Genomic DNA, 13,613 nt, shown 5'->3' on the forward strand with positions numbered 1-13,613 from the left:
GCGATGGCCGAGCCGATGCCGCCGGCCGCGCCGGTCACCAGCGCGGTCTGGCCTGTGAAACGAGCGTTCATTCTTTCACCTTCAACATGATTTTTCCGATGTGGCGGCTGCTCTCCATGAGCTCGTGGGCCCGCGCGCCTCGGCCAGCGGGAACACCGCATGGATCCGCGGCAGGCATTTGCCCTGTTCCATCAGCGGCAGCACCCTGGCGCGCAGCGCGTCGGCGATGGCGGCCTTGTCTTCGTCCGGGCGCGGGCGCAGCGTGGAGCCGGTAAACGTCAGCCGTTTGGTCATGATGGGCATGGCGTCGATCTCGGCCTTGCTGCCCTCCAGGAACGCGACCTGCACCAGCCGCCCGTTGACGGCCAGCAGGCGCAGGTTCTTGTTGATGTAGGCGCCGCCCACCATGTCCAGGATGACGTCCACGCCCTTGCCGCCGGTGGCGTCGCGGATCGCGCTTTCGTAATCGGTGTCGCGGTAGATCAGCGCATGCTGCGCGCCCGCCTCCAGGCAGGCCTGCGCCTTTTCGGCATTTCCCACCGTGGTCCAGACTTCGGCGCCGAACTCGCGCGCGAGCTGGATGGCGGTCAGGCCGATGCCGCTGGAGCCGCCGTGCACCAGGAATTTCTCGCCCGCCCGCAGGCCGGCGCGGTCGAACACATTGGTCCAGACCGTGAAATAGTTTTCGGGGATGGCGGCCGCCGTCAGCAGGTCCAGTCCGCGCGGCACCGGCAGGCAATGGCGTTCGTCGGCCAGGCAATACTGCGCGTAGCCGCCGCCCGGCGTGAGCGCGCAGACCGCGTCGCCGACCTTCCATTGACGGGCTTCGGGGCCGGCGGCCGCCACCGTGCCCGACACCTCCAGGCCCAGGTAGGGAGAGGCGCCGGGCGGGGGCGGGTAGGCGCCGGCGCGTTGCAGCACCTCGGGGCGGTTCACGCCCGCGCAGGCGACTTCGATCAGCACCTGGCGCCCGGTGGGCGCGGGCATGTCGCGCTCGGCCAGGCGCATGCAGCCGGGCGCGCCGCCCTGGCCGTGGTCGATGTATATGCAGCGTCGGGCAGGCATGGTCGTCCTTGGATTCAGTGGCCGAGATAGGCCTTCTTGACGTGAGGGTCGGACAGCAGCTCCGCGCCCGTGCCGCTGCGCACGATGGCGCCGTTCTCCAGCACGTAGCCGCGGTCGGCCAGCCGCAGCGTGCGGAACACGTTCTGCTCCACCAGCAGCACGGTCATGCCGCGCCCGGTGATGTTGCGGATGGTTTCGAACATCTGCTGCACCAGCAGCGGCGACAGGCCCAGCGAGGGTTCGTCAAAGACCAGCAGCCGGGGGTCGGCCATCATGCCGCGAGCAATGGCCACCATCTGCTGTTCGCCGCCGGACAGCGATCCGGCGTATTGTTTGAGGCGCTCCTTCACGCGGGGAAACAGACCCAGCACTTCTTCGAGCTTGCGTTCGACTTGCGGGCGGGCGGCGCGCTTGTACGCGCCCATCAGCAGGTTGTCCCTGACCGTGAAATGCGGAAAAAGCTGCCGTCCCTCGGGAATCATGGTGATGCCCGCGTCCACGATGTCGTACGGCTTGCGGTTGGTGAGGTCGCGCCCCTCGAACTCCACCGTGCCGCCCGTGGCCGGAATCACGCCGCACAGCGTCTTGAGCGTGGTGGTCTTGCCCGCGCCGTTGGCGCCGATCAGCGTCACGATCTCGCCGGCGCGCACCTCGAAGTCCAGGCCGTTCAGCACCTGGCTCTTGCCGTAGCCCGCGCAGAGGTTCGATACCTTAAGCATCCTGGTACTCCTTGCCCAAATAGGCTTCGATCACGGCGGGGTTCTCCACCACTTCCCGCGGCGTGCCGCTGACCAGCACCGCGCCTTCGTTGAGCACGATGATGCGGTCGGACAGCGCCATGGTGGCTTGCATCATGTGCTCGATCAGCAGCACCGACACGCCGGAATCGCGGATGCGCCGGATCATCTGGATGGATTTCTCGATGTCGGTGGGGTTCAGGCCCGCCATCACCTCGTCCAGCAGCAGGATGCGCGGCCGGATCGCCAGGGCGCGCGCCACCTCCAGGCGCTTCATGCCGCCCACGGTGAGGCTGCGGGCCTCGGCGTTGAGGTACTTCGTCAGGTCGGTCTGCTCGGCCACCTTGAGCGCGATCTGCTCGGCCTCGTCGCGGTCGGTGGTGCGGATGAAGGCGCCCAGCATGATGTTCTCCAGCACCGAGAGGCCGGTGAACGGCTTGGCGATCTGGAACGTGCGGCCCAGGCCGCGGTGCGCGAACTGGTCGGGCGACTTGCAGCTCACCCAGGTGCCGCTGGCGTCCAGCATGCTGACCGCGCCCTTGTCGGGCGAGAGAAAGCCGGAAAGCAGGTTGAACACCGTGGTCTTGCCTGCGCCGTTGGGCCCGATCAGCCCGAGGATCTCGTTCTGGTTCAGCGTGAGGGATACGTTGTCGGTGGCGCGCAGGCCGCCGAAACTCTTGAACAGCCCTTCGGCCTTCAGCACCGGCTTGCCGGCCGCGGCGGCCGGGCGCAGCGGCTGCACGTCGGCCAGCGCGGCCGCCGGCCTGCGCGAACCGAGATAGGGCAGGCGGGCCAGCCAGCGCTCGATGGCCGGGCCGAACGCGCCGGCAAGCCCGCGCGGAATGGTCAGCACCACGATCACCAGGATCAGCCCGTAGATCAGCCCGTGCATGCCGTTGCCCACGCTGCTCAGCCAGCCGCGCGCCAGCTCGGCGATGGGCAGTACGAGAAAGGTGCCGGCGATGGGGCCGGCCACCGTGCCCAGGCCGCCGATCAGCGCGAACATCGCGATCTGCACCGAGAGCTCCAGCGAGAAGGCCGAGCTGGGATCGACGAAGGTCAGGTAGGTGATGTGGAAGGCGCCGACGATGCTGGTGAGCACGGCGGACACCACCGCCGCGGCGATCTTCATGCGTACGGTGTGTATGCCCACCGCCAGGGCCGCGTCTTCGCGTTCGCGGATGGCGATCAGGTAGTGCCCCATGCGCGACTTGCGTATGTACCACGACACCCAGGTCACCAGCACGAAGAGCGCGAAGGCGATGATGACGTAGTTGATCTTTTCGCGGAACACGATCCACGTCCAGCCGATATTCAGCGGCAGGCTGATGCCGCTGGAGCCGCCGGTCCAGCTCTCCTCGTGGATCACGAGCAGGCGCACCACTTCGAGGATGGCGATGGTGGCCAGCGCGAAAAACGGCCCGCGCAGCCGCAGCGTGGGGTAGCTGATGACGATGGCCACCACGGCGGAGATCGCCGCGCCCGCGATCATGCCGAACCACGGCGAGATGCCGAAGTTCTGCGTGAGCAGCGTGGCCGTGTAGCCGCCGATGCCGTAGAACACGGCATGGCCCAGCGAGAGCTGGCCCGCGTAGCCGCCCACGACGTTCCAGGCCACGGACAGCGCCGAGAACACGAACAGCAGCACGAACAGGTTGGTCCAGAAAGGCGTGCCCATGGCCAGGGGCACGAGGAACATCGCGATCAGCAGGACGAGGCTGACGTAGGTCTTGGGATGTCGGAAATCGGGAAACACGTCTGGCTCCTTGTTGTGCGGGTCACTCGGTGCCGACGCCGAACAGGCCGGTCGGACGCAGGACAAGGATCAAGAGGAAGATCCCGAAGTAAACGACTTCTTTCAGGTCGGGGGCGATGTAGTAGCCGGCCAGCGTGTCCACGATGCCGATGATCATGGAGCCGGCCACCGCGCCGTAGAGGCTGCCCAGCCCGCCCAGCACCACGATTACGAAGGCCGTCAGCACGAAATACGTGCCCACTGTGGGGAACACCGGGTATTGCGGCGCCAGCAGCCCGGCGGCCACGCCCACGAAGGCGGTGCCCAGGCCGAAGGCGATGGCATAGACGCTGTTGACGTTCACGCCCATGAGCGTGGCGGCGTAGCGGTGCTGGGCCACGGCGCGCAGCGCGCGGCCCAGATAGGTGCGGTGCATGAACACGTGCAGCAGCGCCGCGAGTCCGATGCCGACCACGAAGGTGATGACCTGGCCGGTCACCATCGAGTACGGGCCCACGTCGATCGCGCCCGTGCCCAGGTCCGCCGGGGCCCGGAAGACGTTGGCGCCGAACACCACCAGCGCGAGGTTGAGCAGAATGGTGGAGATGCCGACGGTGGCGAAGATCTGGATGTGCTGGTCCGCGTGCAGCAGCGGCTGGATGACCGCCCGCTGCGTCAGCACGCCCAGCGCGAACAGGATGACGGCAACCGGGATCAGCCCGGCATAGGGATGGACGCCGAAATGGGCGGCGATCAGGTAGACCAGGTACATCCCCACCATCAGGAACTCGCCGTGCGCGAAATTCACCACGCGCACGACGCCGAAGATCAGCGTCAGGCCCAGGCTGATGATGGTGTAGGCGCCGCCCAGCAACAGGCCGTTGATGACCAGTTGAATAAAGATATCCATGGTGCAGTCTTCTAATGTGAACAGGCCCCGGGGCGGGGCATGCGGGCGGCGGGCCGCTCCGGCATGCCCCGGTCGGCGCCGGACGCCCCCGAGCGTCCGGCGCGGGCAATGCGGCAATGCGCCTACTTGTTGAAGACGGGCTTGCCGAGCGCGAGGTTCTCAGGGGCGATGGTGACCAGCTTGCCGTCCTGCCACTGCATCACGTAGAAGGTGGAGGCGTTGTTCTGGCCGTCTTCCCCGAAGTCGAAGCCCCAGCCGTTGGCAGTCTGGCCGGCGGGCTTCTTGTAGGCGAGCACGGCCGCGCGGATCTTGTCCTTGTCGGTGGACTTGGCGTTGGCCATGGCTTCGAAAAAAGCCTTGGCGCCCACGTAGTTGGTGAGGCTGTGGCCCGATTGCGGATCGGACTTGTAGGCGGTCTTGTAGGCCTGCAGGAACTTGTCCAGCCCGGGCGCGCCGGCGGGGTTGATGGAAGCCTGCGGGAAGTCCAGGTCGAACACCCCGTTCATGTCGGCGCCCACGGCCTTGGCCGTATCCGCCAGCGAGTAGCCGCCGCCCGCGCCCACCACGACCTTGGGCTTGAAGCCGGACGAGCGCGCCTGGCGGAAATACAGGATGGCGTCGTTCTGGTAGGCGGTCTGCAGCACCACGTTCACCTTGGACCCTTTCAGGCGCAGGATGAGCGAGGACAGGTCCACCGTCTTGGCGGAGTAGGGCAGGACTTCGGCCACGGTGTAGCCAAGCTCTTCGGCGCGCTTTTTCTCGGTGGCCGCCACATCGGTGCCGTAAGGGCCGTCTTCGTGGATGATGCCGATGCGGATGTCCTTGGGATCCAGGCCCATGCCCGGCGCGATCATGTCGTGCAGCGCGTTCACCACGGCCACGCCGTACAGGCCGGTGTTGGGGTTGCTGCGGAACAGGTACTTATAGCCGCGCGTGGTGATCTTGTGCGCGGTGGCGCCCAGCTCGAAATAGGGCACGCCGGCCAGTTCGGTGACGGGGGAGGCCGCATAGGAAATACCGGAGGCATAGCTGCCGAACACCGCCGCCACATTGGACGAAATGAGCCGCTTGGTTTCCGACACGGCCTGGGTGGGATCCACCGCGTCGGCTTTGACGATTTCGATCTTCTCCCCGTTGATGCCGCCCGCGGCGTTGATTTCGTTGACCGCCAGCTCCAGGCCCCGGTAGCTCTCCTGGCCCAGCAGCGCCAGCGCTCCGCTGAACGGAAAGAGGGCGCCCACCTTTACGTCGGCGCGGCCGAACCGGCCGCCAATGCGCCGCACATCCCCAGCGCCAAAGCAAGTTTGTTGAACTTGAACACTGTCTACGCTCCTTTGTGATTGGTGTGCGGACTCTGGTCCGTCTGTTTTTGGAAATATATGATATATGGCCTGGCGGGGTACGAAACCTCGAATTGGATTCTAGTGGCGGGGCTTGCGGGCCGAATCGGGGATTTCCCTCAAGCCGCATGAATAAAGCCTTAGCGCGCAGCGGGCAGACCTGTGAGGCATGTATTTCACGGCTTGCCGACACGACGGAAAATTCATTCGCTTGACGATGGCGGCGCGATTTTTATCATATATCGTATATGATTGGCCGGCGCCCATACACCACAATCGAGGAGACACGCGCATGTTCGAGGAAGTGGATTTCACCGGCAGAAAAGTGCTCATCACGGCCGGCGCCGACGGGTTGGGCCTGGAAATGGCCAAGGTGTTCCGGCATGCGGGCGCCTCGGTATTCGTCTGCGACGTCAACCAGGAGCGCCTGGACGCGCTGCCCGCTGAATTGCCCGGCGTGCATGCCATGAAGGCCGACGTATCCGACGAGGCCGGCGTCGACGCGCTTTTCGAAGCCGTCTCGAACACCCTGGGCGGCCTGGACGTGCTCATCAATAATGCCGGCATTGCGGGCCCCACGGGTTTCGTCGAAACCCTGAGCAAGGCCGATTGGGACCGCACGCTGGCGGTGAACATCACCGGCCAGTTCCTGTGCGCGCGCCGCGCCATTCCCATGCTCAAGCAGTCCCGCGCGGCGTCATGATCAATATGTCGTCGGCGGCCGGCCATCTCGGTTTCGCCGGCCGTTCTGTGTATTCGGCTTCCAAGTGGGCGGTCATCGGTTTCACGAAATCGCTGGCCATCGAGCTGGGGCCGCACGGCATCCGCGTCAATGCGATCCTGCCGGGTGCGGTGGAAGGGCCGCGCATCCGCGCGGTCATCGCCGCCAAGGCGGCGACCCTGGGCCGGCCGGTCGAGGAAATCGCCGCCCAGTACGAAAACCAGGCGGCGCTGGGCCGCATGGTGACGGCGCGCGACATCGCCAACATGGCGCTGTTCAACGCCAGCGAGGCCGCGCGCAGCGTGAGCGGGCAGGCCATCGTGGTCGACGGCTTCACGCAGAAGCTCTGCTGATGGGCGCCGGGCAGCGGCCGTGCGCCGCCATCATCGGTTGCGGCCTGATCGGCCAGGGCTGGGCCATCGTATTCGCCCGCATGGGCTGGGAGGCGCGGCTGTACGACCCCGCCGACGGCGCCGCCGAGCGGGCGCGCGAACTCGTGCTGCGGCAGCTGGGCGAGCTCGAGGCGCAGGGCATGGTGGACGACGCCCGCGCCGCCGGAGCGCGGGTAGGCGTGGCCGCCACCCTGCGGGCCGCATTGCGCGGGGCGGCCTACGTGCAGGAGAACTCCCCCGAAAAGGTGGAAGTCAAGCGCGAGCTTTTCTCCCGCCTGGACGCCGAGGCCGATCCCGACGCCGTGATCGGCAGCTCCACGTCCAGCATTCCGGCCAGCGCCTTCACCGGGCACCTGGCCGGGCGCGGCCGCTGCCTGGTGGCGCATCCGGTGAATCCGCCCTACCTGATCCCCGTGGTGGAGATCTGCCCCGCGCCATGGACCGATCCGCGGGCCGTGGCGCGCGCCGCCGACATCATGCGCGCCATCGGCCAGAAGCCCGTGACCCTGCGCCGCGAAATCGAGGGCTTCATTCTCAACCGCCTGCAGGGCGCGCTGCTGCACGAAGCCTTCCGGCTCGCCGGCGCGGGCATCGCGAGCGCCGAAGACATCGACACCACGGTCAAGGACGGCCTGGGCCTGCGCTGGTCTTTCATGGGGCCGTTCGAAACCATAGACCTCAACGCACCGGGCGGCATCGCCGATTACTGCGAACGCTACGGCGGGCTGTACCGCGGTATCGGCGCGTCGCAGGGCGAGTGCGTGCCCTGGGAGGGCGAGCTCGTCCAGACCCTGGCGCGCGAACGCCGCGCGCTGCTGCCCGAGGAAGACCTGGCCCGGCGCCGCTTCTGGCGCGACGAAAAACTCATGCGCCTGATGCGCCACAAACAAAGCAACGGAGACGAGAATGGCTAAAGCCAGACAGAAGGTCATCATCACTTGCGCCGTGACGGGCGCGATCCACACGCCCAGCATGTCGCCGCACCTGCCGGTGACGGCCGACGAGATCGCCGAGGCGGCCATCGGCGCGGCCCGGGCCGGCGCGGCCGTGCTGCACCTGCACGCGCGCGATCCGCAGACGGGCAAGCCCTCGCAAGACCCGGCGCTGTTCAAGCCGTTCCTGGAGCGCATCAAGAGCGAAACCGACGCCGTCATCAACATCACCACCGGCGGCAGTCCGCACATGACGGTGGAAGAACGCATGCGCCCGGCCACCACCTTCAAGCCGGAGCTGGCCTCGCTCAACATGGGGTCGATGAACTTTGGCCTCTTCCCCATGCTGAACCGCTTCAAGGAGTTCAAGCACGACTGGGAGCGCGAGCACCTGGAGAACAGCCGCTCGCTGATCTTCCGCAACACCTACCAGGACATCGAGTCGATTCTCGCGCTGGGCAACGCCAACGGCACCCGCTTCGAGTTCGAGTGCTACGACATCAGCCACCTGTACAACCTGGCGCACTTCGTCGACCGCGGCCTGGTGAAGTCGCCGCCCTTCATTCAGTCGGTGTTCGGCATCCTGGGCGGCATCGGCCCGCACCCGGAAGACCTGATGCACATGAAGCGTACGGCCGATCGCCTGTTCGGCTCGGAATACGAGTGGTCCATCCTGGGAGCGGGGCGCAACCAGATGCCGCTGGCGACCATCGGCGCGGCCATGGGGTCCAACGTGCGCGTGGGGCTGGAGGACTCGCTGTGGATCGGCCCCGGCCAGCTCGCGGAGTCGAACCGCGTGCAGGTCGAACGCATTCGCAGCATCATCGAGGCGCTCAACCTGGAGGTGGCGACGCCGGACGAGGCCCGCGCCAAGCTGGGCCTGAAAGGCAAGGACAACGTGGCGTTCTGAAAAGGGGGCAGGCGCGGCCGGCTTAGGCGCGGCCGGCTCAGGCGCGGCCGGCTCAGGCGCGGCGCCGCAGGGCGTTGGCCAGCTCGGCGACCGTCAGCCGCCGGTCGAAATTGGCGGCGTGGCGGGCCTTGAGCGTGAGGCTGGCCGCGGTTTCGAGCACCCCGTCGTCGAAAGGCTGGGCGCCCAGCTCACGCAGGCTGCGCGGCAGGCCGACGGCCCCGTACCACTGCGTGAGGGTTTGCAGCATGTCGTCGTCGCGCCGTTCCAGATCGAGCTGTACCAGCAGGCCCAGCGCCACCTGCAGCCCGTGCAGCGCGGCGGCCACGCCGGGAATGCGCGGCAGGCCGCGCGTAAGGGCGTGGGCGATGGACAGGCCGCCGCTTTCGAACCCGAGTCCGCTCATGAGGATCATGGCTTCCACCACCCGCTCGAAGGCGGGCGTGGGCCGGCCGGTGCCGGCCGCGTCCAGGGCCGCCGCCCCATCGGCCAGCAGTACGCGCAGGCAGCCGTCGGCAATGCATTGCGCCGTGAGCGGCGGCGCCGCGTCGTACATATTGAGCCCGCCGTTGCGCGCGCATTGCCCGGCCTCGAACTTCTTGGAAACGGCGTCGCCCAGGCCGGCGCGGAAGAAATGCGCCGGCGCGGTGGCGATGACCGCCGTGTCCACCAGCACGATGGTGGGATTGAACAGCATGTGCTCGACGGCGAGGAGCTGGTGATGCGCGTCGTAGAGCACGTAGTTCTTGCTGGTGGGCGCGTCGTTGGATGCCACCGTGGGCACGGTGAGCAGATGGCGGTGCACCGACTTGGCCACCGCCTTGCCCGCGTCCAGCGCCTTGCCGCCGCCCACGGCGATCACCATGTCGGGCGCCGCCCGCGCGGCCTGCGCGCGCAGCGATTGCACCTGGTCCGGCGTGAGGTCGCCTTCCACGAAGAGAGGCGTCAGGCCCACCTGCCGCGACGCGCAGAGGCTTTCGATCTTCGGGCCCAGCATGCCGTGCACGTGGCGGTCGATGACCAGCGCGGCGCGGGGGCCGAACAGCGCCGCGTAATCGCCCAGCGATTCCAGCGCGCCGGGGCCCTGCACATAGCGGCCCGGGCGCCGAAGATCTTCAGCATGCTTGCTCCCTATTTGTTGCGTGCGCCTGGCGGGCGGTAGTCGAGTTCTTTTTCGCGCTCCACCAGCCAGTCGATCATGATCTTGCCGCCCCATACCAGATCGGCCTGGATGGCCTTGGCGGCGGCCTCGGAATCGCGCGCGGCCAACGCCTCCAGCACGGCCTCGTGGCGGTGCTGCCCCTGGGAGTAGTCCAGCCCCGCGGTCTTGACGTGGAACACCTTCAGGATGGGCCCGGTAATGACCCAGAACGATTCCACGGTGTTGCGCAAAATGGGCTTGTTGCTGGCTTCCAGGATGGCGAAATGAAACTTGCGGTTGAGGTAGCTGGCGCGCTTGGGGTCGGTGGACGTGCAGGAAATGAATTCCTGCTGCAGCGCGATCAGGTTGTCGAGCTGCTTGCGCGTGATGTTCTTGGCGGCCTCGGCCGCGCCCATGCCTTCGAGGTGGAAGCGGATCTGCTGGATTTCGCGCAGCTTCTCGGAGTTGACGTAGGGCACGTACACCGCGGTGGCGGCCTGCATTTCCAGCCCCTGTTCGCTGATGAGGCGGAAGATGGCCTCGCGCACGGGCGTGATGGACACGCCCATTTCCTGGGCCAGTTCGCCGATGATGAGGCGCTCGCCGGGCTCGTACTGCCCGTTGATGAGGGCGTTGCGGATTTCGTTGTAGACCCTGACGGACAGGTTCTCTTTCTTGACCGGTTTGAGACTGGGCATGGCGGTAAAGGCTGGCGGGTAGGGAGTCCGGGAACGGATTCTAGCCCGTCGTAGCCTGGGCGAAGCGATGAATATATATTATATATCATATATTATTGGAGAAAACGGCGGCGCCGGAAACGGCGGGCCCGGTTTCGGACGAAAAGCCAGGGCCGCGCGGCGCGCGATATCCTGCCCTGTCGCAAGATAAAGAGGAGCATCCACTCATGAAGGAAATCAGCGGCAACACCCGGCTGTTCGGCATCCTGGCCGATCCCATCTATCACGTGAAAACGCCCCAGCGCCTGAACGAGCATTTCGCGCGCATCGGTTTCGACGGCGTGTGCGTGCCGTTGCATGCGCGGCCCGACAACCTGGCGGCGGTGGTGGCCGGCCTGCGGGCGCTGGAAAACCTGGGCGGCTTCGTCGTCACCATGCCGCACAAGTCCGCCATCCTGGCGCTGGTGGACGAGGTGTCGCCGGTGGCGCAGAAAATCGGCGCGGCCAACGTGGTGCGGCGCAAACCGGACGGCCGCCTGGTGGCGGACATGCTGGACGGCGAGGGTTTCGTGCGCGGCCTGCGCGAGGCGGGCATCGATCCCGCCGGCAAGAGCGCCTATCTGGCCGGCGCCGGAGGCGCGGCCAACGCCATCGGCTTCGCGCTGGCGCAGGCGGGCGTGTCGCGGCTCACCATCGCCAACCGCACCACGGCCAAGGCCGAAGACCTGAAGGCCCGCATCCTGTCGCTGCATCCGCAGGCGCGCATTGACATCGGCGGCCCCGATCCTGCCGGGCACGACCTGGTCGTCAATGGCACCTCGCTGGGCATGAAGGAAAACGATCCGCTGCCGCTGGACGCCAGCCGCCTGGCACCCGACCAGATCGTATGCGAAGTCATCATGCAGCCGCAGGACACGCCGCTGCTGCGCGCCGCCCAGGCGCGCGGCTGCCGCATCCACTATGGCGCTCCCATGCTGGCCTGCCAGATCGCGCTGATGGCGGAAACCATGGGCGTGAAGCCGCGCGACGCTTCCGGAACCGCGAGATGAGCGACTTCGATTTCATCATCGCCGGCGGGGGCACCGCCGGCTGCATCCTGGCCAACCGCCTGAGCGCGAGCGGCCGGCACCGGGTCCTGATGCTGGAGGCCGGCCACGAGGCCCGCAGCATGTGGATCTCGATTCCGGCGGGCTTCTCCAAGCTGCTGGTCAATCCGGAATACAACTGGCGCTTCGCCACCGAGCCCGAAGACAACACGCTGGGCCGCGTGATTTCCGTGCCGCGCGGCAAGGGCCTGGGAGGATCGTCCCTCATCAACGGCATGATCTACGTGCGCGGCCTGCCCTCCGACTACGACGCCTGGGAGGCGGCGGGCGCCGCGGGCTGGGGCTTTCGCAGCGTGGAGCGCGTATTCCGCAAGATCGAGAACTACGAGGCTGGCGACGAAACCCGGGGCAAGCAGGGGCCCATGTACCTGGAAGAGGTTTCGGAGCGCTTTCCGGTTTCGGATGCCTATGTGCAGGCCGCGCAGCAGGCCGGCCTGCCCTGGAACCCCGATTACAACAGCGGCGTACAGGAAGGGGTGGGCTATTACCAGGTGCTGCAGCGCCATGGCCGGCGCTGGAGCGTGGTGGACGGCTACCTCAGGCCCGCCTCGGGGCGCGCCAATCTCAAGATCGAATGCGGCGCGCACGTCACCCGGCTCGTGTTCGAGGGCAGGCGCTGCGTGGGCGTGGCCTACCGCAAGAACGGCGAGGAGCACGTCGTGCGCGCGGGCCGCGAAACCCTGGTCTGCCTGGGCGCGGTGCAGTCGCCGCAATTGCTGGAGCTTTCCGGCGTGGGCGACCCCGACCGCTTGCGCGCGCATGGCATCGCGATCGTGCATGCGCGGCCCGGCGTGGGCGAGAATTACATCGACCACTTCGCCACCCGCATGAACTGGCGGGTCAAAGGCGCCGTCACCCTCAACGAGATGTCGCGCGGCTGGCGCCTGGCGCGCCAGGTGGCGCGCTACTACCTGCGCCGCAAGGGCATCCTCACGCTGGGCACGGGCCTGGTGCACAGCTTCGTGAAGAGTTCGCCGGGGCTGCCGGCGGCCGACGTGCAGTATTTCTTCGTGCACGCCAGCTACGCCAACGCCGCCGAGCGCATCCTGGACCGCCACCCCGGCATGACCCTGGGCGTGGCCCAGCTTCGCCCCGAATCCGCAGGCAGCATCCACATCCGGTCGGCCGATCCCATGGCGGCGCCGGTCATCCGGCCCAACTTCCTGTCCGCCCAGGTCGACCGCGACAGTCTCATCGGCGGCATGCGGATGGCGCGCCACATCGTCGGGCAGCCCGCCTTGCGGCCCTACATCGCGTCCGAGACCAGTCCGGGCATGGAGGTCCAGACCGACGAGCAATGGCTGGATTTCGCGCGGCGCAACGGCCAGACCATCTACCACCCCATCGGCACCTGCCGCATGGGCGCCGACCCGGCCGCCGTGACCGACCCGCGGCTGCGGGTCCATGGCCTGGAGGGCCTGCGCGTGGTCGACGCCTCGGTCATGCCCAGGATGGTGTCGGGCAATACCCAGGCCGCCGTCATGATGGTGGCCGAGCGCGGCGCGGAGATGATCCTGGAAGACGCGGGCTGAACGCCGCGGCTATGATGCTGGCCGGGCATTTTCGTCATTTTCCAGGGAGCCGCCTTGAACCACGACTCTTCGCGCCTGGTGCGCATCGACCCCACGCAAATGCAGAACGCCGAGCCCGGAAAGCCGCGCCGCCCCATTTCGGGCGACGCCGCTTTCCTTGCCGTTACCGCCTTCGAGGGCCATGGCGGCAAGGCCGAGGCCGGCGTCTGGGAAAGCTCGGCCGGCAGCTTCCAGGCCAATACCGCGGGCTACATCGAGTTCGGCTACATCGTCGCCGGCGAAGCCCGGCTGGTGGACCCGGACGGCACCGTGCACGAACTGAGGCCCGGCTCCGCCTTCGTCATGCCGGACGGCTACACCGGCCGCTGGGAAGTGGACCGCTCCGTGCGCAAGATCTACTTCATCGCGCGGCGGTAGC

The 13,613-nt window shown here is 67.3% G+C and carries 10 protein-coding genes and 3 pseudogenes; 6 read left to right on the top strand and 7 right to left on the bottom strand.

Going from position 1 to position 13,613, the window contains the following annotated elements; genetic code table 11:
- Window positions 1–67: 67 nt before the first annotated feature.
- The 5 genes and pseudogenes from AD428_RS03395 to AD428_RS03415 form a co-directional block, all read right to left on the bottom strand.
- A pseudogene (locus AD428_RS03395) lies at window positions 68–1,065 on the bottom strand (NAD(P)H-quinone oxidoreductase).
- 14 nt (window positions 1,066–1,079) lie between these two features.
- Complete coding sequence (locus AD428_RS03400; RefSeq protein WP_053244196.1) at window positions 1,080–1,784, bottom strand: ABC transporter ATP-binding protein; 705 nt, start codon at window positions 1,782–1,784, stop codon at window positions 1,080–1,082.
- Window positions 1,777–3,558, bottom strand: a complete 1,782-nt coding sequence (locus tag AD428_RS03405; protein ID WP_053244197.1) for a branched-chain amino acid ABC transporter ATP-binding protein/permease — start codon at window positions 3,556–3,558, stop codon at window positions 1,777–1,779. The genes AD428_RS03400 and AD428_RS03405 overlap by 8 nt, the downstream gene beginning before the upstream one ends.
- A 22-nt stretch (window positions 3,559–3,580) precedes the next feature.
- On the bottom strand, window positions 3,581–4,447 hold the full coding sequence (locus AD428_RS03410; RefSeq protein ID WP_053244198.1) for a branched-chain amino acid ABC transporter permease: 867 nt from the start codon (window positions 4,445–4,447) through the stop codon (window positions 3,581–3,583).
- A gap of 122 nt (window positions 4,448–4,569) precedes the next feature.
- A pseudogene (locus tag AD428_RS03415) lies at window positions 4,570–5,768 on the bottom strand (ABC transporter substrate-binding protein).
- A 311-nt stretch (window positions 5,769–6,079) separates the two neighbouring features.
- On the opposite strand from AD428_RS03415, the pseudogene AD428_RS03420 reads away from it, so the two are divergent.
- The 3 genes and pseudogenes from AD428_RS03420 (at window position 6,080) to AD428_RS03430 (ending at window position 8,742) form a co-directional block, all read left to right on the top strand.
- A pseudogene (locus AD428_RS03420) lies at window positions 6,080–6,861 on the top strand (SDR family oxidoreductase).
- Complete coding sequence (locus tag AD428_RS03425; protein WP_053244199.1) at window positions 6,861–7,814, top strand: 3-hydroxyacyl-CoA dehydrogenase; 954 nt, start codon at window positions 6,861–6,863, stop codon at window positions 7,812–7,814. The pseudogene AD428_RS03420 and the gene AD428_RS03425 overlap by 1 nt, the downstream one beginning before the upstream one ends.
- Window positions 7,807–8,742 (top strand): 3-keto-5-aminohexanoate cleavage protein, encoded by a 936-nt coding sequence (locus tag AD428_RS03430; protein ID WP_053244200.1) that lies wholly within the window; start codon window positions 7,807–7,809, stop codon window positions 8,740–8,742. Before AD428_RS03425 ends, AD428_RS03430 begins: the two co-directional genes overlap by 8 nt.
- A 52-nt stretch (window positions 8,743–8,794) precedes the next feature.
- Here AD428_RS03430 and AD428_RS03435 read toward each other — a convergent pair whose 3' ends face one another.
- Both AD428_RS03435 and AD428_RS03440 read right to left on the bottom strand, forming a co-directional pair.
- Window positions 8,795–9,829, bottom strand: a complete 1,035-nt coding sequence (locus tag AD428_RS03435; RefSeq protein ID WP_235488999.1) for a glycerol dehydrogenase — start codon at window positions 9,827–9,829, stop codon at window positions 8,795–8,797.
- Between the two features lie 41 nt (window positions 9,830–9,870).
- Window positions 9,871–10,578 carry a GntR family transcriptional regulator gene (locus AD428_RS03440; protein WP_053244201.1) on the bottom strand — a complete coding sequence of 236 codons (708 nt, stop codon included), beginning with the start codon at window positions 10,576–10,578 and terminating at the stop codon, window positions 9,871–9,873.
- A 206-nt stretch (window positions 10,579–10,784) separates the two neighbouring features.
- Between AD428_RS03440 and AD428_RS03445 the strand changes: the two genes are divergently transcribed.
- From AD428_RS03445 to AD428_RS03455, 3 genes are all read left to right on the top strand, one after another.
- Window positions 10,785–11,606 (top strand): shikimate dehydrogenase family protein, encoded by an 822-nt coding sequence (locus tag AD428_RS03445; protein WP_053244202.1) that lies wholly within the window; start codon window positions 10,785–10,787, stop codon window positions 11,604–11,606.
- On the top strand, window positions 11,603–13,195 hold the full coding sequence (locus AD428_RS03450) for a GMC family oxidoreductase (protein ID WP_053244203.1): 1,593 nt from the start codon (window positions 11,603–11,605) through the stop codon (window positions 13,193–13,195). The genes AD428_RS03445 and AD428_RS03450 overlap by 4 nt, the downstream gene beginning before the upstream one ends.
- Window positions 13,196–13,294: 99 nt before the next feature.
- Complete coding sequence (locus AD428_RS03455) at window positions 13,295–13,612, top strand: cupin domain-containing protein (RefSeq protein ID WP_200907984.1); 318 nt, start codon at window positions 13,295–13,297, stop codon at window positions 13,610–13,612.
- The last annotated feature ends 1 nt before the right edge of the window (window position 13,613 follow it).

The sequence above is a fragment of the Achromobacter sp. DMS1 genome (assembly GCF_001270295.1).